17 protein-coding genes, 1 tRNA gene and 1 pseudogene are annotated in these 21478 nt (G+C 35.4%); 5 read left to right on the forward strand and 14 right to left on the reverse strand.

The annotated features are described in order from the left end of the window. Positions 1-79: 79 nt before the first annotated feature. The 10 genes and pseudogenes from Q5N69_RS03705 to Q5N69_RS03750 all read right to left on the reverse strand — a co-directional run bounded on the left by Q5N69_RS03705 (position 80) and on the right by Q5N69_RS03750 (position 12614). Positions 80-2098 carry a bifunctional diguanylate cyclase/phosphodiesterase gene (locus tag Q5N69_RS03705; protein ID WP_304367504.1) on the reverse strand — a complete coding sequence of 673 codons (2019 nt, stop codon included), beginning with the start codon at positions 2096-2098 and terminating at the stop codon, positions 80-82. Positions 2099-2107: 9 nt separating this feature from the next. After that, on the reverse strand, positions 2108-2725 hold the full coding sequence (locus Q5N69_RS03710) for a hypothetical protein (protein WP_304367505.1): 618 nt from the start codon (positions 2723-2725) through the stop codon (positions 2108-2110). Between the two features lie 28 nt (positions 2726-2753). Then, positions 2754-3782 carry a hypothetical protein gene (locus tag Q5N69_RS03715; protein ID WP_304367506.1) on the reverse strand — a complete coding sequence of 343 codons (1029 nt, stop codon included), beginning with the start codon at positions 3780-3782 and terminating at the stop codon, positions 2754-2756. Between the two features lie 451 nt (positions 3783-4233). After that, on the reverse strand, positions 4234-5913 hold the full coding sequence (locus Q5N69_RS03720; protein WP_304367507.1) for a cation:proton antiporter: 1680 nt from the start codon (positions 5911-5913) through the stop codon (positions 4234-4236). Between the two features lie 231 nt (positions 5914-6144). Then, positions 6145-6804 carry a nucleotidyltransferase family protein gene (locus tag Q5N69_RS03725; protein WP_304367508.1) on the reverse strand — a complete coding sequence of 220 codons (660 nt, stop codon included), beginning with the start codon at positions 6802-6804 and terminating at the stop codon, positions 6145-6147. After that, positions 6801-7856 (reverse strand): XdhC family protein, encoded by a 1056-nt coding sequence (locus tag Q5N69_RS03730; RefSeq protein ID WP_304367509.1) that lies wholly within the window; start codon positions 7854-7856, stop codon positions 6801-6803. Before Q5N69_RS03730 ends, Q5N69_RS03725 begins: the two co-directional genes overlap by 4 nt. Before the next feature lie 35 nt (positions 7857-7891). Next, a pseudogene (locus Q5N69_RS03735) lies at positions 7892-8071 on the reverse strand ((2Fe-2S)-binding protein); the annotation flags it as partial. 280 nt (positions 8072-8351) lie between these two features. Beyond that, positions 8352-9590: an NRAMP family divalent metal transporter gene (locus tag Q5N69_RS03740; RefSeq protein WP_304367511.1), complete on the reverse strand. Its 1239-nt coding sequence runs from the start codon at positions 9588-9590 to the stop codon at positions 8352-8354. A 14-nt stretch (positions 9591-9604) separates the two neighbouring features. Beyond that, positions 9605-10096, reverse strand: coding sequence for a nuclear transport factor 2 family protein (locus tag Q5N69_RS03745; protein WP_304367512.1), 492 nt, complete (start codon positions 10094-10096; stop codon positions 9605-9607). 79 nt (positions 10097-10175) lie between these two features. Further along, positions 10176-12614 carry a TonB-dependent receptor gene (locus tag Q5N69_RS03750; RefSeq protein WP_304367513.1) on the reverse strand — a complete coding sequence of 813 codons (2439 nt, stop codon included), beginning with the start codon at positions 12612-12614 and terminating at the stop codon, positions 10176-10178. 234 nt (positions 12615-12848) lie between these two features. Between Q5N69_RS03750 and Q5N69_RS03755 the strand changes: the two genes are divergently transcribed. The 4 genes from Q5N69_RS03755 to Q5N69_RS03770 all read left to right on the forward strand — a co-directional run bounded on the left by Q5N69_RS03755 (position 12849) and on the right by Q5N69_RS03770 (position 17119). Continuing rightward, complete coding sequence (locus tag Q5N69_RS03755; RefSeq protein WP_304367514.1) at positions 12849-13253, forward strand: MarR family winged helix-turn-helix transcriptional regulator; 405 nt, start codon at positions 12849-12851, stop codon at positions 13251-13253. A 121-nt stretch (positions 13254-13374) separates the two neighbouring features. Beyond that, positions 13375-14574 (forward strand): hypothetical protein, encoded by a 1200-nt coding sequence (locus Q5N69_RS03760; protein WP_304367515.1) that lies wholly within the window; start codon positions 13375-13377, stop codon positions 14572-14574. Further along, positions 14567-14917, forward strand: a complete 351-nt coding sequence (locus Q5N69_RS03765) for a hypothetical protein (protein WP_304367516.1) — start codon at positions 14567-14569, stop codon at positions 14915-14917. The genes Q5N69_RS03760 and Q5N69_RS03765 overlap by 8 nt, the downstream gene beginning before the upstream one ends. 387 nt (positions 14918-15304) lie before the next feature. After that, complete coding sequence (locus Q5N69_RS03770) at positions 15305-17119, forward strand: monovalent cation:proton antiporter-2 (CPA2) family protein (RefSeq protein WP_304367517.1); 1815 nt, start codon at positions 15305-15307, stop codon at positions 17117-17119. Between the two features lie 101 nt (positions 17120-17220). On the opposite strand, the gene Q5N69_RS03775 is transcribed toward Q5N69_RS03770, so the two are convergent. From Q5N69_RS03775 to Q5N69_RS03790, 4 genes are all read right to left on the reverse strand, one after another. Next, positions 17221-17697, reverse strand: coding sequence for an invasion associated locus B family protein (locus tag Q5N69_RS03775; RefSeq protein WP_304367518.1), 477 nt, complete (start codon positions 17695-17697; stop codon positions 17221-17223). A 75-nt stretch (positions 17698-17772) separates the two neighbouring features. Next, the gene (locus tag Q5N69_RS03780) at positions 17773-19053 is read right to left on the reverse strand and encodes a nidogen-like domain-containing protein (RefSeq protein ID WP_304367519.1); all 1281 of its coding nucleotides are present in this window, start codon (positions 19051-19053) and stop codon (positions 17773-17775) included. A gap of 217 nt (positions 19054-19270) precedes the next feature. Further along, positions 19271-19346: transfer RNA gene (locus tag Q5N69_RS03785), tRNA-His, on the reverse strand. A gap of 153 nt (positions 19347-19499) precedes the next feature. Continuing rightward, a complete protein-coding gene (locus tag Q5N69_RS03790) occupies positions 19500-20588 on the reverse strand; it encodes a GGDEF domain-containing protein (protein WP_304367520.1) in 1089 nt (362 codons plus the stop codon). A 327-nt stretch (positions 20589-20915) separates the two neighbouring features. Between Q5N69_RS03790 and Q5N69_RS03795 the strand changes: the two genes are divergently transcribed. Beyond that, the gene (locus tag Q5N69_RS03795; protein WP_304367521.1) at positions 20916-21458 is read left to right on the forward strand and encodes a DUF1285 domain-containing protein; all 543 of its coding nucleotides are present in this window, start codon (positions 20916-20918) and stop codon (positions 21456-21458) included. Positions 21459-21478: the final 20 nt, after the last annotated feature.

Consider the following 21478-nt stretch of genomic DNA (forward strand, 5'->3'; position numbering starts at 1 on the left):
TTTTTATTACTTTTGAATTATTAGCAATCACAAATAGGTTACAGATTTTTATTAATAGACTCGCTAAATAATATAATGGCTAGCGGCGACAGATTGATTTGTCTAAAGGCTCGGGCTTATCAAAATAATAACCTTGTGCATAATCAATATTTAATTTAGTTAAAGCATCAACAATATTGTGATTTTCAACAAATCCAGCTACCACTTTTTGGTTTGTAGTTTTTGCTATTTCACAAATAGATTTCACTGTGGTGTAGTCTACTGGATTGCTGAGCATATTCTTGATATATGCGCCGTCTATTTTTATTATGTTGGTCGGTAACTCTTTGATGTAATCATATGAGGAATCTGTGTTGCCAGCGTTGTCTATGGCAAACTTACAGCCTAACGACTTTATAGCATCTATAAACTGGAGTGCTCGACTTGTATTACAAATAACAGCGCTTTCAGGGATCTCGAAACAAAGTTTCTCGGCTAATACTTTACTCTTGGTAAGCTTATTAATAATAAAACTTTCGAGTTTACTGTCGGTTAATGACAAACCAGATAAATTAATCGATATAGTATCAATATCGTTAAGTTGTTCATTGTTTTCAGCGAAATAATCATACACCGTATTAATCACCCAAAGGTCTATTTGACTGCTAAGTTGATAACGCTCAGCAATGGGTAAGAAACTCGCAGGGTTAATTATATTGCTTTGGTTATCTAGCATCCTCACGAAAACCTCAAAATATTTACCTGTATTTGGATGTTTTAGCGGCGTAATATCTTGCTTATATAATACAAATGCTCCATTAGTAATCGCATTTTTTATTTGATGAACCGACTGCATGTCTTCAGGTTTTTCGTCGATAACTTTATGGTCACTATCGAATAAATGAACCGCATTTCTTCCAGAGCTTTTAGCTAAGCTACAGGCTACATCTGCTGCATGTAATAAGTCTGTAGTTGTACTTTCTTGTGTTTTAGGAGCAACACCAATACTCGCACTTAAATGAAATGTTTCGTTTTCACATTCATAGCTGAGTGTGTTTATGTCTTCTTTTATCTGATTTGCGATCTTAAGTGCTTTATCAAGAGAACAGTCTTTAATTAAAATGGCAAATTCGTCTCCACCTAATCTTGCAACTGTATCGTAGCTGCGAACATTGTTTTTAAGGATGCGAGCAACACTTACTAATATTTCATCACCCGCAGCATGACCACAAGTATCGTTAATGGTTTTAAAGTAATCTAAATCGATGAAACATAAATAATAGCGGTGTTCTGTGTCTTTTATTATATCGTTTAACTCACGTTCAAAAGCTCTGCGATTATTTAATTCTGTTAGAGGGTCATGAGAAGCCTGGTGAGATAAGGTATGTGTTAAAAACTTAAAATCGTTACTTAACTCCATTATTTCTGTTGGTGCATTTTTAGCTGCTTGAAAGTTGCCTCCAGATAAAGCTTTATGAGATGACGCAATTAAACCATTTAAAGGTTTGCAAATCTTTCTGTTAGCCCACCACCATAAAATAATAATGAAAAAGAAGAAAACTCCGCGTCCGATCCAACCTACGGTAGTCATAAAATGCTTTTCTGACTCTAGGTATTTAGCATCTTTTAAAATAAGAGCATTGGTTTCTTCTAAAAGAAATTGCACATCTTGCGATAAGCTCAAGCTGATAGGATCATATTCATCTAATAAAGTACTTAAGCGATTTTCTAATTGATCAGAAGGAATATCACCAATAATATCTAAGTATTTATCTATTTTTTTGATGTTGGTTATAGATCGTTTGATTTCAGTTTCAAATTGTTTTAAATAATCTTTAGTTAATACTTCTGCTAGCTCATTGCTTAGATAGTAGCCCATATTCTTTGAGCCGTAGATAAGGTAGGTATTACCTGACGCCACAACGAGATCAGTAGACACTAAGAATTGAGCTGCACTATTTTCTATGCGTTCAAGATCTTTTGCCCACAACATACTTTGGTTGTATTTGTCTGCTAAGGTTTGCACATGGTTGAATTGATAAGCAATCACTTGCTCTAAAGCATAAGCGCCAAGTAAACAGATACTTACTAATACAGCTAGGTAGCTTCTTATTCTCATTAAAAACCTTTATATGTTAGTTGCCGCAATCTGATTAATGTCGTTCTTCCAACTAATATCTGTAATTGCTAGGGTTTTCAATGCTGAATGTAAAGTAAGTAAGGCAAGTTGTGGTGCAACTTTAAAAGCTGCTTTTCCAGCAGGAGAAAGCTCTTCACCGTTTGCACTGAGTAAAGCTTGTAGCTCTTCAAAAGACTTATTTTCTAAAACAGAACTAATGTTCTTAATTGTATGGTCATTACATTCAGGACTACGACAGCGTTGGTAATAAAAGCCTTTAATAGTGCGGTCTATATTTATTCCCCAAGCTATTTCAATTAAGCCCCATTTGGCCCACTCAGAACGAGCTTGTAAGAAGCCTACATGTTTTTTGTCTTTATAAAGTACGTATAAAGTGTGTTTACCTACTTCGCTTTGATGAAGAGTAAATGAAAGCTTTTCTTTAACAGACGTTCTGTCTTCTTCAGTAATCGAGGTGACTACTGAGCGGTATTCATAGTCTTGTTCGTACATCATTTGAATAGCTGAAACAGGATCTCTTAATGAACAAAATGCAGCATTCACTTGAGATATGGTTAACATCTCAAGAATTACTATCAACAGTAAAGTACCTATTTTATTTAACATATATTACTTACTACTCAGTCACTTGCCTTTATATTCTGTATCTAATTTGTATATTTAAGACGGGGTCAATCTCTATTATATCGGTGTCTTTTAATTTATGTTTATATTGAGCGCTAATATCAAAGCCATTTTGACCTACCCATTGAACACCCGCTAACCAATAACTAGTCGATTGAGTGGCGTTACTTATTCCGTTATCCACTTCAGTGCTTTGATAACCTATTTGAACATAAGTTGATAAGGTTTCTCTAGGATTCATCCATAGTGTTTCAATTAGCGCATTCAGGGTATCATTTTTTGCAGTGGAGCCTATAGATGATTCTGCTTTGAACTGCCATTGGTAATAGTAATAAGATAAATCAATTCCAAACTTTTGTCGCTCGGTTATTACGTTTCGATTTAATACATCACCGGTAAACCATGATACACCCGCAACAATATTTTTATTACTTGATGTGCCAATACGACCTGAAAAAACATGTGGATTTCCTTGGCTTTTTATTTCATTGCCTGAACCACGAGTCAGGGCAATTTCATATTCAAATTGAGGCAGTATGCCATTAATTGAAACGCCCCAATCTGTTTTTCTACCTCGATCATTAAAAGTGAATTGGCGTAATGTTCCGTTCGTATCTGTATCGTGTTCTAGGCCATAAGGTATTTCAAAATGGCCAACCTTAATATTAAATTGTCCTTGGCTTAACCCTGTATAATTAAAATTAGCGATACGCCATGTTAACTGAGTATCGTTGCCATGATCGAAGGTAAATGGAGGGTTATTATTGTTATTAATTTTCACAATATAAGGCTGAAAGAGTAATGTACCAATATCAGCTGTTTCACCACTAAATACTTTATGAATATCTATACCAATAACATGCTGAAAAGAGTTATGATTTGTATCAGTATTATGAGTAAGGCGTGTTGAGGCATCAATAGTCCAACGACTATTTTTACCTAGAAAATCAGACTCTTCAGGACTTGCAAATGATAGCTGAGAAAACAACAGCAAGTATGTCTGAATAATAAGTAAGAGAGCTAAGAATATTTTATTCATAAATTTATATTGTTAAACCGGTTTACCTACAGTAAAAAAGACAAAAGATTAAGTCTATAGATATAAGAATGTATCTAATAACTTATCTTATTATTGTAGTATACAATTAGCGTAAGCGATAAATTAAATAGCCTGTATAAAGGTTTATTTATAAATCTATTAATAAATAACCTGAACTCTGGATAAGCAGTTATGCCTAATATTGTTATTTAACCCTCTAACGTCGTTATTTTTATTGCTAATAGCCAGCTATTAGTCAAGAAAAATGCCTTGTTATAGAATTAAATTCCAACATTAGGAGAGTAACAAATCATTTAAACAAATGGTGTTGAAATAATTTACTTATAAAGTATTTAAAATCAATGCATTACAAAATCCATTATCCAGGGTTCAGGTTAAATAATGACCTTTTCACTTAACTGGCCATTATTTAATTGATTTTGATTATATATTAAGGCTGTGGCTCAATGGTATTTGAAGGAAGAATTGTTCGCTCTTCATTTACTACTTGGGATTCTATAATGTTTTCGCTAGTACTTTCATTTACCATTAAAGTCGCTATTTCGTTTCTTGCATGAATAAGCGAATTAATTTTGAATTTATTTAAAGCCAGCTTCTCTTTTCGTGTATTCACTTGAGTAATTATATTAGCGTCAGGATAGTAATTTAAAACGGCTTCAATAATCACTTGTTTGGTAACCAGAGAGTCAAGGGTCAAAATAACCGAATGAGAGTCTTTAACTTTTAGTGAATCTAATACAGGTAATTTATCTAAATGACCAAAATAGGCAATGTAGCCACGTTCTCTGGCAACTAAAACATGCTGTAAGTTATCTGAAATAATATAGAACTTCACATTGTTCTTTTCTAATTTTCGAGCAACGATTTTACCTAAAATTTCAAAGCCACAAATAATGGTATGTCCTGAAGCGTCAATCGGTGTGATTTTATCTGACTCAAAAAAGTCATCCGCAAATAGAGCCGCAATCTTATAAATATTATTTACCATAAACGGCGTTACTATCATCGACAATACTGTTATCAGAATTAACGAGCTTTGCAGTTCGGAAGTAATAATATTTTGATTACCTGCTAAGGTAAAAATAGCAAACGAGAATTCGCCAATTTGACACAGAGCAATGGCTGACTTTACAGATTCACTTTTGTTGGATTTATGTCGAATTAATAAGAAGATAATAACCGCTTTAACCAGCATAACTAATACAAGTAAAGACAACACAATAAAGAAATTACTAGCAAAATATGATACATCTATTTTGGTACCAATTGAGAAGAAGAAGGCACCTAATAATAAGTCTTTATATGATGCAATATCTGTTTCTACTTTCAAATGAAACTTGGTTTCAGCAATGATCATCCCAGCAATAAATGCCCCTAAAGAATAACTAAAGCCAAACGAGTGGGCGATAAGTGATGTGCCTAATACAATAGTGAATACCGAGCCTAAAAATAATTCTTCCATTTGTGCTTTAGACGAAAAATGTAATAACCAGGCGATAATTCTTTTACCAATAGTAAACATAAATACGATGATAATTGTGCCATATAACGCAGTTTTAAGCAGAATATCGCTTAAGGGTAAGCTGTCGTCAGCTAAAAAGCTGATAAGTAATAAAATAGGGATTACAGCAATATCTTGAAATATAAGAACTGCAACAGACTTCTCACCATAAGGTGTGATTATATCTTTCGATTTTTTTAAATAAGGTAATACGATAGCGGTAGAAGAAAGACTAAATGCTAAGGAGATAATAACCGATGAAGTTACATCAACTGAAAAGGCAAAATAAGCTAAACAAAATATAGAGATCGAACATAAAGCGACTTGCATAAAGCCATTGAAAAATATGAGATATTTTAATTTATGTAGCTTAGCGAAAGACATCTCTAAGCCAATGGTAAACATTAAGAAAACTATGCCAAATTCGCCAATAAGATCGAGTGAATTGTGGCTGTCGGCAGCTCCTCCATCAATACTAAAAACAATACTAATAATAGTACCTGTGATGATGTAGCCAATAATATGTGAGATAGAAAATTTGGTCAGTATGATATTTAAAACACTTGCTAGCGCTAATGAAACAGCAAGAATGATAAGAGTAGAGTCCATTATAACGCCTTGAGTGAAGTGTTTGTTTTGAATTATGCAAAATATACACCATAAGATAAAGCTATTTTTAGTGTAAAAGCACTTATTATTTAGATAGATAAAATATCGAAATTATACGGAAAGAATAAAAGGTGTGTGTAGTTGACCTAAGAGGATAATTCAGCACCTTTTTAGGGCGATAAGTTGAGCTTATTGTTGCGTGAAAGAGGAGGGGCGTTTTGCAATAAGGACTTATTTTCCTAACCAATCTATAAGGTCTTGCTGAGTATCAATATCGATAACTGCTCTGTTTAATAAAACGGGTTGTAGATTGTCTTTATTTTTATGTAAAAGAGCTTTAGCGCCTTTATCTCCATGTAGAGTGGCTAGTTCTTTAAAATAATGTTGTGGGAAAATAGCTGGGGGCATTAGTTCTTTTTCTGCCTGAGCACAAACCAATTTGTTAGGTGTTGATAACGATTGCTCAATTAAATGGATGTAGTCATCAGTAGTTAACGCTACTTGGTCGGCTAGGGTGATCATTATGTGACTTGGCTTCGCTGAACTTTGCACTTCAAGTATCTCAGATACTGATTGAGCAATGGTATGACCTAAACCTAGATGGGCGTTTTCACAATAATGAATACCATGACGTTCACTAATTAAAGCTGACAGTTGTTGATGATAAGTTCCCGTCGCTATCAGCAAATTATCGTCAGCTATTTTCAACGCCTGCAAAGCATTATTCAGCTGATTTAATACATGTTCAATTAAGGTTGTAGATTGTTTTTTAGGTGAAGTCGTTAACGTTTGCCTAGAACTTAATGTTGATAACAGCTTAATACCATTAAAGCGCTGACTTTTACCTGCAGCCAACAGAATGATTTTTAAGTTGTAGTCACTATTGCTCATAAAATATGGCTAATCGATTGCGCTTTCTTGTTATGTAAACTTGCATGACATTCAGAAAGAATTGCTAGCGCGATGCTTTCTGGTAATGTACCGCCAATACTTAAACCAGCTGGTCCTGAAAAAACAAAAGGTAAGCTTTGTTCATTAACTTTAGCTTGGGTAATTACTTGCTGCTTTCTATTGTTAGGGCCAAGTAAGGCTAAGTATTTCAGCTGACTTGTCGCTAAGGCTTGCAATGCTTGTGCATCAATCTCAACATTATGACTCATCAACACTGCAGCATTCACATCTTCCTGACCAGCAAACGAAGTAAGTACGCTTGCATCGCCTTTAATAATATTGTCGACGCTTGAAAAGTATTCTTTTCGTGCGTTGGCTGGGCGCGGATCCCACAAAGACACTTTCCAACCTAATTGTTGAGCTATATTCACTAAAGGTCGGGCATCAATGCCACCACCCACGACTAACAGGTGTGGCTCAGGAATGATGGGAGAGGCTAACCATTCAGTATTCGTGTCTTTTATAATTTCTTGCTGAGAGTGACTATGTGCTGAATTAACCAAAGCTGCAGTTTCTGAAAGATCAGCAATGTCTTCAGCTTCAAAATAAGCTTGTTCAATTTGTTTGTTCGAGACATCAGTGTTAACAATACTCTGATAATAATAACCTGATGTACGTTGTTTAAGTGCACTATACACTTGGTCTAAGGCTAAATAGTTATTGTTCTGGTTAATTTGCTGCAGCATGATGTAGATAGTGCCACCACAGCCAATACCGAGATGAAAAGATAAATCGTCTTCATCTGAACCGTCGTAACAAACCAAAATCGATTGACCTGTTTGCATGACTTTACGAGCATTAATACCAATATCTGACTCTAAACAACCGCCACTTAGCATACCCAACTGATCGCCTTGGCTACTAAATAGCATCATGGCTCCTGGCTTTCTGTAGCAAGGACCACGAGTGTCGTAAATGGTCGCTAAAACCCAATCTGAATTATCTCGGTTGGGATACCACTTAGCGAGTAAGTGGGATAAATGGTTACTCATAAAAATTTATACGGCAAATATTTTTAGTAGTCATATTAAGCCTCCTTAGTTAAATCATCAGTTGTTTCAGCGATGGTTTGCTTAATTCTTTGGTAGGTCACACAAGGATAGATATTACCTTGCATTATGGTTTCAATTTCTTCTTGGCTCAGCTTAGGATTAGTCTTTAATAATCTGTCGGCATTCAACATATTATCTGTTTTATAGTAACCACAATGTGGAACGCAATTATTGAGCTAAGCACTTTACCAAGCACGCAAGCAAATCTTTTGTCGAGGACAAACACCACTTTCAAATAACACCCATATAGATTAACGGTTTATTGCAAATTTAACAAAAGTATAAACATTCTGAAATTGTTACAAAATGCTAAATATTTATAAGATAAGCAGCCTGTTTTACAGGTTAAATTGAGGTTTATATTCCGATAACCCTAGCTGAGTTTGGGTTATCGGATGGAAAGGAATGATAAAGTTAAATTCGTTAGTTAAAACTCTAGCCGAGCAATTTCATATATAAGAAATAGCCACCCGCGGCAAACATAGTGATGATGCCAATAACACTCCAAAGCTGTAGTAAAAATGATGGTCGATGTTCAACAGGTATTTCATCAGATATCATGGCTTTATGGTTAAGTATTGCAATAAAAGGTGCCGTAGTAAAACTGATACTGGTCGCAAAATCTATGAATACTCCAAATGAAGAGGTGAAGAAATAAATGATCACCATTACCCCTGCAAGTTGCATCAATAAAAAGGCAACATACAGGGATTTGTTGTCTTGATCACTACTAAAAATTCGGCTCAGCATACGTGGTGAGCCATCCATTAAAGCAAATTGTGTTGATACCATAACTACAATGGCTGTGGTTCCTATAATAGGAAAAATCCATTGCCCCATCGTATCGGTAAATAAAGATATCAAAAACTTGGCAAAGCCTGCAGGCGATGATTGCGGGAAGTCGACACCTGTTCGGTAAATAAGTACTGCGCCAATAAATACGAAGCAAATAGCGATAATGATAGTAATAATGTAGCCCGTATTAATATCGAACAAGACGTTCTTAACATTTTGCTTAGCTTCATTGTCTGAGTGATCTTTGTTGTGTTTTACTGCTGACCACGCAGATAAAAAGAAAGATGCACTTGGCGGATTCGGCATCCAACCTGCCATAGCCACTAAAAACAGTAAAAATCCTGAAGTTATTTCAATGTTTGGAAACAGTGATGTAGTACTATTAAAACCATCGGGCGCAATAATCGCAACAGTAATAAAGCAGAGTAGGGTGAATGTAAACACCATTAATTTCGAGAACTTCTCGAAAAGCCCATAACCTGAAGCGACTAACAAACTGCATAAACAAGCAAACACAATAAGTACAACCCAAATATCAGCTATAGATAAACCGAGTACATATTTGATGATACCTGCAGTAAGTAAAGCCACCGCAGCAGTAGATATAAATAGGTCGATAAGTACGGATATGATCAGCAACCATTTGGCATAAAATCCGGTGTCTTTGTATACGTAAAGCAGAGATTTACCTGTGATTGCTGAATACTGTACAGCAAAACGAAATAATGGGTATTTAACCAGTGAAGCTAAAATGACAAGTGCGAGCAAGCTTAAACCATATTCGGCACCGGCTCGAGTTGATTGAACAAGATGGGATACACCTATCGCCATCGCGGCGAAAACTATCCCAGGACCTAAGCGCCCTAATAATGCAAACATATTAACTTCCTATATTATGGCGTTTGTGGATCGAGATTAACTTGACGAGAAACAATTTCACAGCGCTTTCCATCAAAATGCAGTATGTCTTGATAATGACCTGTGATATTCATTGCCTGTGATTTTGGTTCTGTTAGCTTAAGTAAAGTAAGAGTGAAGAAAGTCTTTGCTTGATAGCTATCTTTACTCAGTAGCCTTATCTGTACATCATTTACAATATGATGAGTTTTTGTTGTTGCTAGCGCAAGACTTAATCGTTCTTTGATCTCCTCTCGTCCATTTAATAAGATGTCCAGTTTTTTAACTTCAAATAATGAATCTTGGCTAAATAACTCACCATAGTCTTTAACAGGTCCATTATCACGTAGTTTAGGATAGGCACGTATTGTTTGCTCGCAAATAGAGTGAGGGTTTTGAGTAGTCTCTGCAATTGAAGAGGCACTATTTGCCACTGTATTTGCACTAAATAGAAGTACAGTGGACATAAAAAAGTATAATAACTTCATAATTTAAAGGTCTTAATTAAGGTAAAACTTAAAGATAAACAGAGGTATAGCAAAATTTGATATACCTCTGCAAAGGAACTTAGAATACGCGTTTAACGCTAATGTATGCTTCAGTTCCTCGACCATAAATTACTTCAGAGTAAGACAAGCGTGGGTTATTGTTTGAAGAGGTAATATATTCTTCATCAAACAAATTCGTTACACCGCCAGTTACTATCCAGCTTTCTTCTTGGCTAGTGTAAGTGATACTCGCATTCACTAAGCTTTGACTAGGGTGTACAATTTCAGCTGCGTTATTAGCGTCGCCTTCTACACTTGATTTATACGACATATCAAGACGAGACATTAACGTGCCACCTTGAGAAAGTTCGCTATAGTAAACCATATTTAAACTAGCTGTTGTATCTGGAATACGTGCTAGATCACAGTCGGGTAAACAAGCAAAATCTACAGAATCATCTAACTCGTCATATTTAGCGTCTAAGAAACCTAAACTACCTTCAACTACAAAGTCGTCAGTAACAAACCAAGAGAATTCAGCTTCTATACCATCAATACTCGCACTGGCGGCATTATCTGTAACTCTTGCGCCTGAACTACTTGGTGTACTTGCGCTCACTTGCATGTCTTCATAATCCATTTGGAATGCTGCAAGGTTCAAAGAAACACCATTATCAAAGGTAAACTTGGCGCCAATTTCTATCATATCTACATATTCAGGGTCGTAGCTGATAGCTTTTAAATCGTCGCTTGGATCATCATTACCTAAACCGGTTGGTGCTAAGTAACGAGGATTAAATCCACCTGATTTAAAGCCTTGAGAGAATGTGGCGTAAGTAAATATTTTGTCACTTACATCGTAAGCGGCGGTTAAACGGATAGTTGTATCAGAAATATCTGTTTTGGTATCGTCTTCAACTAAAGTAACCAGTGCAGGTAAACCAGCGGCTAAGTAGTCATTAACTGTAATAATATCGAAGCCCGTTGGATTATAAAGTGGTGAAGGTGCGTCGCCATTAAAACCAAATATTTGACTGGTTTTATAGGTTTTTTCTTCTTCTGTATAACGTAACCCTGCGGTTAAATGAAGGCGTTCAGTTACATCATAAGTAGCTTCACCAAATACAGCCCAGTTATCATTTTCTACAGCATTATCAAATAAACCACGAATCAAAATAGTTCTACTTTCTGCAGGTAGAACAACGTTTACATCTTCAATTGCTGATTCACTAAAATAGTAGTAACCGGCTAACCATTTTAACTTTTCATGCTTGCCTGAGATATTAAACTCTTGGCTAAACTGGTCTTGATCTTGATAATTGATGGTATCAAACACATGGAATTGTGTGAGGTCTGAATCACGTTGAAATTTTGATTCTAGTTCACGGTATGCGGTAATAGATTTAAAAGAGATCTCATCCATGTCATATTCAACAGAAAGAGAAGCTCCAAATATTTCGTTGATAGAAACAGAAGGTGTTGTTGAGTTAGTTTTATCTTTACTTGCATTGAGGGAGTTTACGCTAAAACAGCTATCAGGATTCGCGTCTACATGAGTTATATAGCTAGAGTAAGCTGGCGTTGTTGTATTTAAATCACCATTGCTAAGAAAAGTTAAGCCATCATCAGGAGCACCACAACCAAAGTTGTCTCCTGTGTTGAAACGATAAGGCATAGCACCATTTGGATGACCTGTTACCGACACATTAGCGGCACCATTTTCATCATCACGGGTGTAATCTACGTTTAGATTTGTTTCCCAAGCGTCGCTTGGTTTCCATCTATATTGACCACGAAGTGAATAGGTATTGTCGTCACCTAAATCTTGGCCAATAGCATTTTCGACATAACCATCTCGTTTTTTAATTAAACCGGTAAGTTTTACTGCTGAAGTATCGCCAATAGGTAAGTTAACTGAGCCTTGTACTTCTCTGCGGTTATCACTGCCGTAAGTGGCTTTGGCAAATCCACTTACTTCGTCTAACTCAGGCTTTTTGGAAATAAGTTGTATAGCTCCACCTATAGTGTTTCGACCGAATAATGTGCCTTGCGGACCTCTTAAAACTTCTACACGTTCAAGATCTAATAAATCAATAATACCGCCCACAGAGCGAGCCATGTAAACACCATCAACATAAATGCCTACACCTGGATCTGAGTTGATAGTGAAATCAAGTTGGCCAACACCTCTAATAAAAACGCTCGGTGCGGCTGAATTACCTGAAACTGGAGAAGCTCCGTCAAATACAACATTAGGCGCCACTTGGGCAACATCACTAACGTCCTGAAAGCCTCTTACTTCTAATCCTTCACCTGTGAAAGCAGAAACTGCGATAGGTGTTGTTTTAAGATTTTCTTCTTGTCGCCTCGCTGTAACTGAGATGACTTCCATACTTTTTTGTAGTTCAGATTTATTGCTTGGGCTTGCTGGTGCGGCTTCTTCAGCTATTGTGGATGTTGCGATAGAAAATGTAGACAATATTGCTAAATATAGAGGCAACCTCTTAAATTTATTCATGTTATTTCCCCGATTGTAATTATTTTATAGTTATTTTTTATTTTTATTAGGTCGATTTTTGCTCGCCTATTTATGTTCATATGAACATATTGTTATGCTAAAGTAAATATTACTATTCGACTTAAAAATAAATAAACAATGGCAGAGAATATGAAAAAAAATAATGAAACGAAATGCCAAAAGTCAAAGACCCCACTTCTTTTTGATACATCTATCTCGATTAAAATAAGACAATTGACAGATCAAATGCTTACCCCCGGTAATCAGCTACATGCAATACCTGAATCTATGAGTGTAAAAGAATGGCAAGTTATTGCTGTACTTGCCAAATTTGGAAAAATGACTAACAAAGAACTTTGCGAATATATAAAGCAAACTCATGTCGCTATTTCTCGCGTGGTTAAACAATTAAAAAAACAGCAGCTTGTAGAAACTGAACAATCTGAGCTGGATAAACGTAAAGTCGAAATTATACTGACAGACAAAGGGCTATCATTACATGATGAAATTGTCCCTAAGCGCTTGAAGCTGAATGACGAGATAGATAACGGCTTAACACCTGATGAAAGAACTACATTTTTAATGCTTATTGCAAAACTTGAGAAACACGTACAAGCTTTGAATAGTCGATCTGAATAGTAATTAATAAGGCGTATTTAGTTTGTCATTCTCTCTATTAAGGCGCTATAGTAAATTAACTAACTTACTGAAATTATTATAGTTCAATAATCAGCACCATAAAAAATAAAATAGGTTGTACATGTCATTAGAACTCGAAATTTATGCGCCGGTTAATGTACCGATTAATTGGCAGTCGGAGCAAATAGCAGAAAGTGAACAACGTTATTTATTATTAAAAAAGTATTTTTCGAAGATTGAAGGCTTAGAAATAGAACCTAATGATTGGCCTATGGGATATGGTTCGTTAGAGCACGATAATTTATCAGAGTTGTATCAGCCTGCCGCTATTTTCAAGATAACCGACTTAACACAAGAGCCAGATATTAGTCATGCAAGCTTATATGTTTACGATAGCTGTTTAGCGGTATTGAACTTAGGTTTGAGTGTAGATGCAGACCTAAATAATATTGATGATCTGGCAATTTCGCAGCGTGTTGATCAATTATCGATAGAGTATTTAGCGCCAATACTAAAACTAATATATGTATTAAAGACTGAAGCCCCCATGATACAACCTAGTGCTTATCGTTTTTTTAATAGTGACCAAGAAGAGCTGACTTGCGCTAAGCCTTTATGGGTAGCGCGCATGCTGAAAAAAAATCAAAACCTGACGCCAGCGCATTATTTAAACTGGCTTAAGAATGTAGATATTGAATCTGAGAGTTTGCACCTAGGCTCTGGTAACTCATTATTACTGCAAGAGGAACACTACTCAGATGTTCATCGTATTATGGTGATGTCACAATTTCACGCAGCCTTGATGGGACGTATAGAAGACTTATTAAAAGACAATTTAAAAAAACTAAACAGTCATTATTATAATAAAACGCCTGTTAAGTCATTAAGCTCGAACGTTACGAACCAGCAATATCGAAATGATCATATTGAATATATTAATATTCAAGTATCAGCAGCTGAAGCAGGTGTGCAAGGTAAACGCCGTGAATTATTTCAACAATTTAGTCAGGCTTGGGGGTTTGATGAACAGCGCGAGCGAGTAACAAAATTAACAGGTTTAACTCAAAGTCGTTTAGATCGTTTAGCACAGGAAAAGCTTCGACAACAAAATAAGGTAATACAGACCTTATTAACTTTTTTAGGTACACTTGGCTTACTGAGTTTAGTGATAGACTTAATTAGTATAGGAAACACTACTCCACATGCCGATAGCATGGGAGTATTAGATTTCATTCAATTACTTTCAGCTGAACATATACTTAATATTACCTTTATGTTCGTTATTTTACTTACACTGTATTTTTATAAGAATCATGAATAAACGCATCCGTTTTACTATTATATTTTCAACACCTAACTTTCCTTATCAGTCTGTTATGGACTGGCTTAGCCCTAAGTTAGGTGAGTTATTTGCTGGCGCTTGTTGTCAGCCGATTGATGGAATATGGTCGGAAGATGGTGAACACGATAAAGAAGTATATCAAGCAGGAGTTCAAGAAAAAGGCATGAAAATCCTTTTATCTGTAACCTTAGATAAAGAAGAGCAAGCTAAACTACAAATCAAACAATTATTACAAGGGTTAAAACAATCCCTTAACTTACCTATTTCTTGGGTACACATAGAACAAGAAGAAGTCTTTGCCCGCCATATTCAATTAGACTAGTTAACCTGAACTCGGGATAAGCAATTATGCCTAACATTGTTATTTAACCGCCCACCGTCGTTGCCTAAATGGATGTAGGTACTTAGTTTTTATCGGGAATAAAAACGCCTTGCTATACGGACTAAATATCAACATTAGGGAAGTAAAAAATCATTTAGATAAGTTAGACCGCATCGTCGCAAAGGGAAGTCATTGTAAATCAGTGGATTACAAAGTTTATTATCTCGAATTCAGGTTAGTTAGCGACTAAAAACAGTATGTCTCTTACTGGCTTTATTGATGAAAAAGTCAGAAGGGCTTCAACATCTATTGATATTTGCCTAAACCACCTTAATGTTAAACTAGGCTTTAACCGTTTGAATGATCAAAACCCTAAAGGAAATCTAAATGCTTGAATTAGCTATTATCTACCTAGCAGCTGCAATTATTGTTGTACCGTTAGCAAAACGTTTAGGCTTAGGTTCAGTTTTAGGCTACTTATTTGCTGGCATGCTAATCGGCCCTTATGCTTTAGGTATGGTGGGTGACCAAACGGATGTTATGCATTTTGCTGAATTTGGCGTTGTTATGATGCTATTTTTAGTAGGTTTAGAGCTTCAACCTTCAATACTTTGGCGATTAAGAAAATCTATTTTAGGTTTAGGTGGGTTACAAGTTGTGCTTACCAGTATTGTATTTTTCGCGATTGGTTATCTTGTATTTGAGATGAAGTGGCAGACATCTTTAGCCATCGCTCTTATGTTATCACTTTCTTCTACGGCCATTGTGCTGCAAACACTAACTGAAAAAGGCTGGATAAAACAAGAAGCAGGTCAAAATGCTTTCTCGGTATTGTTATTCCAAGACATTGCTGTAATTCCTATTCTTGCACTTCTTCCCTTATTAGCCTTCTTACCTGCACAAGAAAGCCAAGAGCATAGCGCATCTATTATCGCGCATTTACCTGTGTTGGAACAGGTTGGTATATCTATCGCTGCTATCGTGTTTATTATTCTCGCAGGGCGTTATATTTCAGCCCCTATATTCAGATACATAGCTGAAACACGTTTACGTGAGATGTTTACGGTATTTGCTTTATTCTTAGTTATCGCAATTGCACTACTTATGCAAAAAGTAGGGCTTTCGCCTGCTCTTGGTACATTTTTAGCGGGTGTTGTTTTAGCCGAAAGTGAATTTAGACACGAGCTAGAAGTTGATATAGAGCCGTTTAAAGGTTTGTTATTAGGTTTGTTCTTTGTCACCGTTGGCGCATCAATTGATTTCGAATTATTGAGTCAGGCTTTTGTTACTGTCGTGCTACTCGTTGTCTTGCTGATACTCGTTAAAGTTGCGGTACTTTATGTTCTGGCATTCTTATTTAAGATGAACAAATCAAATCAGTTGCTGTTTGCCTTAGCTTTAGCTCAGGGGGGCGAATTTGCTTTTGTATTACTTGGTTTAACTTCCTCACTGCAAATATTATCGGTAGAGCAAACAAAACTAACAACACTGGTTGTAGCGGTATCTATGCTTTTTACACCTGTTATCTTAATGGTTTATGAGAAAATAATTAACAAAAAGCAAACAGGCCCTGCATTTGATGATAAAGAAGAAATAGAAACAAGTAAGAGCGTTATTATTGCTGGTTATGGACGTTTTGGGCAAATGATAGGGCGTTTATTAAAAGCACAAGGCTACCAAGTAACTATTCTTGATCATAGTGCGAGCCAAATTGATCTGTTACGAAAGTTTGGTCACAAGGTGTTTTATGGTGACGCAGCTCGAAAAGATCTACTTGATGCTGCTGGCGCTAATGAAGCTAAGCTGTTAGTGATAGCTATTGATGATAGTGAAAAATCTTTAGAAATAGTAGAGTTTGCACAGCGACATTATCCAAACTTAAAATTAGTTGTACGTGCAGTTAATAGAGGTCATGCATACAAATTAATTAACATGAAAGTTGATGCTTTTAATCGTGAGACCTTTGATTCAGCAATCACATTAGCTGTCGACTCTTTGAAACTTTTAGGTAATAGCACCGAAGATGCTGAACGAGCAGGCGAAGTATTTAGAAAGCATGATCTAGAGTCACTCTATCAATTATCTGATATGTCTGAAGATGATGAAAACTATGGCATTGCGGTACGTCAACGTACTGAAGAGCTTAGTTATGTATTGTCGCAAGATAAAGAAGCAGAGGCTAAAAAAGCTAAAACTCAATAGTGGCTAGTTATTTTATTAGATAGATAAGAAGCTGGGTTTAATCGAAAGGTTGTTTATTTTTTTGAATTAAACCCTAAAGTAAAAATGAAAACTTACTTAAATTATCTATCTTTATTTAATGCTTCAAAAGCTTCAGAAAATCCCTCAAGTGATAAAGGTAAGGTTAGCTGTCTCTTACTTTTAAGAGCAAAAGCTATCATGCCCACTTTCCCATTCTTCATCTCGTTTAATAAGGTGTTATCTATTTTAATTATACTTTGGCATGCACGTTCATTACATTGCGATATAGGTACTTGAATAGATTTATTATCATCAATTTTGATCCCAACTCCACTCGTTTGATTAACTTGTGCTGGTAACCTCAACATCAGAACAGGAAACTTTTCACTTACAGAGTAATTAATATTCACTCCCATTAATATCTGAGTTGCTGCTTTATCTTTTGCTATTAATTGTGACATTGAACAATTACCTTGTTCACCACAAATTAAGCTCCATGCATCAAACTTAACGGTCGTTGTTGAAGAGGCGAAAACCGAAAAAGATAACACTGATAATAAAATTAATAATTTTTTCATTATATTCCTAAGAAATTTTATCGACTTAATTTAAAAAAGGAGCACTAAGCTCCTTTTTTTACATGAATATTTTAGTTATTTATTCGTGCTAAAATATTTACGTGCTATAAAACCTAGACCAAGCATAAAGATGATTAAAGTTTGTGGACCAGGTACTGATGTAGACGGGTCAGCAACAAAAGTTGTTAACGCAGTTTGGTTCAAGTTAACAATACCACGACCATCAAATCGTAACCCTGTAACAAAAGCTGTTGGGTTAGTTGGATCTAACATGTCAGTAGTTTCAATACCTAAAATTCTAAATCTATCAGTAGCTTGACCGAAATCATACCATACACCACCTGTTAAAACAGTACCTGTATCAAACCAATCATTAATAGCTAGGTCCCATAACCAAAGGTCAAATAAGCCATCGCCGATAGTTTCTGGTAATAAAACTGCAGTGAAAAGAGGGCCACTATTTATAATGTAATCGTAACCAATAGCTACTTCAGGATCGATAAAAATAGGATCTTCATCTGTAATAGCAAATTCAAAAGAGTAATCACCTGGGTTTGCAGGATCTATAGTCGGTAAAATTGGGTTTTCAGCAGTATCGCCTGGTAACTCACCATCACGAACAGCAAATGTCCAAATACCAGCAGTATCTGTATTACTAGGAGCTGTATCTAAGTCAACAACTGTTGACGTTTGTGAACCTGGAACAACAAAAAAGTTAACTCCATCACCCGCATCGTAACCAGCTTGAGCAGGTGTTCCGCCTAAGCCATTTGAACCACCAGAAGCATTACCTGTTGTCCAGTTAATATCTTCATAACGAAATTCAACATCAAAGTTACCAGCACCCGTATCTGCACGATCGATAAGTACTAATTGAAAGGTGTTAGTTAAAGAAGAGTCTGAACTATAGAAGCCAACACTATCCCATGTAATAACAAGTGTATCAGCATTCGGAGAACCAATATAAACTTCTCCACAATCAGTACATCTAGTATCAACATCACCCCAGAAAGGCGCCAACATAGGTTGTGATGAAACAGGGAAAGATTCAGGTGTAAATGCACTTACCGGACTATTAAAAGTCACATTACCATTGTTGTTTATAAAAAATTGATCATAACTGTTATCGAAAAAGTTTAAGCCTGAGTCAAAATTTAATAATTCAAAACTATCAAAAGCTATAGCACTGCTAGAGCCATCATCATTGCGATTTAAAGCTAAGTCGCCAAAACCCGCATCACCTGAATTATCCCAACCTTGCAATAATACACTTGCGTTAGTATTTAGTGATATTGCTGATAGAGCTATTAATGAACTTAATAGAGTGTTTTTTAGTATTTTATTGTTTTTAATCACTTTTAGCGATTCCTTTCAAATTGAATTAATATCAATTCAAGCTGAATGCAACATATGGACCAACCAGTTTACGTGTTGATTTTTAAGATAAAAATAAAGAATTTTAAATGTTTGTAACAAAAGTTGTAAAAATTTTCGACAAAAATTGTATTCAATATATTTGTGTCTATGAAGGAGTTAAATTTTTATGGAAAAATTAGAAGGTAATCAAAAAAAGTGGGGTGGCTAAAGGGACTTGAACCCTCGACAACCGGAATCACAATCCGGGGCTCTACCAACTGAGCTATAGCCACCACTGATATTACTTGAATCGCCTTGTGGTAAGGCGCGGAGAGTATATTGCATTTAAGCGCAGATTTACAAGAAAAAATTTTACTTTTACTTACTTTATCGGTGCTTTATCTCTCATTTTTTTTACCTGATTGAAGTATAGTTTAACTTTAATATTATGAAACAATTTGATTTCGGCCATTTTCTTTAGCGCTATAAAGTTTCTTATCGGCTTCTTTATATAGATTTTCAATAGAAGTGTTTTGTTGGTTAACTTCAGAGATACCAATAGAAAGTGTTAGCTTGATCGTTAACTCATTATATTCAAAATCTTTGCTTTCTATTGTTGAACGTATTTTCTCGGCGATCACTTTAGCCCCTTCAATTGATGTATCGTGCAATAAAATAGTGAACTCTTCACCGCCAATACGAGCGAAAATATCACTTTTGCGCATTATTTTTTCTATTTCTTGTACGATACTAATTAAAACAAAATCGCCTGCGTGATGTCCGTAGGTGTCATTAATTTTCTTGAAAAAATCTATATCCATCATAAGAAGCGAAGCTTTCTTCTTTTCTCTTATTGCTATAGATAATAAGTTTTCTGCTACCTCAAAAAAATAACGTCGATTGTATATATTGGTTAAATTATCAATCATAGATAATTTATGTAGTTCTTCTACACTTTCTTGGAGCTTCTTGTTGGTTTGTATATTGATTAAATGACCGTTATAAATTGCTTTTGAAAGCAGGAGTGTCACTGGGATATAAATGAGTATTAATACTACCAAAGCAATATGTTGATGTTTACCGTAATAAAATAGAATAAATATTTGTGGGATGACCATGATGAAGAAAAACATCATGTAGGCTTTGTAAATTGTTGCCATTGATAATACGGCAGCAGTAATTATTCCTATAACTATAACCAAATTAACAAGTTCAAATGGTGGGGGAGCATATATTACAACTAAGCATGACGATGCGGTCCATATACATGCTTGTAAAGCTGTAAGTGTCATGAATACTTTCTTCTGTTTCTCTATTCCATGTACGCTTGCTTGTTTTAGATGTTTGTTAAACATTCTTACATTATACAATCGATAATAAGCTAATATTGTTTGAGCAAAGAGCCATACAATAAGAAAAGAAAGCGGAATAAACTTAAAGAATATAACAAAATAAATAGAAGAAACGATTAACAAAGCAATCATAGATCTAGGTGTTTGCTGAACTAAAACTTCAATAAGTTTAGGGTGACTCATTCTTCCTCCTTAAGTTGTATAGCTTTTCGGTTATTTATTTCAAATAAGGTTATAGTGCGTTAAAACTTAACTTCTTTAAATGAACGATAGATCATTGTATTTATAACAATATTTTTCTCTAACGGTATCTAAACTACCGTTCTTTTAATTATAGTGCAATTTGTAGTTTCTACTTTTTTTGTTAATAAGCATCCAAGTATATTTATTACATATAGTTTTCAATTATTGACATTATTTTGATGAACGGCGTGGATAGTTACTTTAGGGTTGCTCGGACTAAGGTTGATGAATTGCAAGAAGGTATTTGTTTCACATATTAGGTAACTTATGAATTTAGATAGAATTTCAGAACAATTAGGAAAACCGTCAGATGGAAAAGCATCTAAAATTCCACCTGTTGAGTTATGGGATCCTCCTTATTGTGGAGAAATAGACATTAAAATAAAGGCGAATGGTGATTGGTTCTACAACAATAGTATCTTTAAACGTTTACCTTTAGTTAAGCTATTTGCTTCTGTTATTAAAAAAGAAGCAGAGGATTACTTCTTAGTCACACCGGTAGAGAAAGTTAAAATAACTGTTGAGCAAGCGCCGTTTGTATTAACACAATGGCAATGGCAGGATGCTGAGCAAACTATCATGACAGTGCGTACCAATGTAGAAGATGAATTTATATTAAACGAAGATCATCCGCTGAGTATAGATGAACAAGGGGATTTGATGGTAACCGTTAGACGTAATTTAAAAGCTAAGGTGCATAGAAATGTATTTTATCAGTGGGCTGATATAGCGAAAGAAGTAGAAACAACAAAAGGCACCGAGTTAATGTTTACTAGTGCCAATTGTAATTTCAGTTTAGGTTCTATTTAATTTTTTTCTGTCTTTATCTG

The sequence above is a fragment of the Pseudocolwellia sp. AS88 genome, from assembly GCF_030551755.1.
Taxonomy (GTDB): domain Bacteria; phylum Pseudomonadota; class Gammaproteobacteria; order Enterobacterales; family Alteromonadaceae; genus Pseudocolwellia.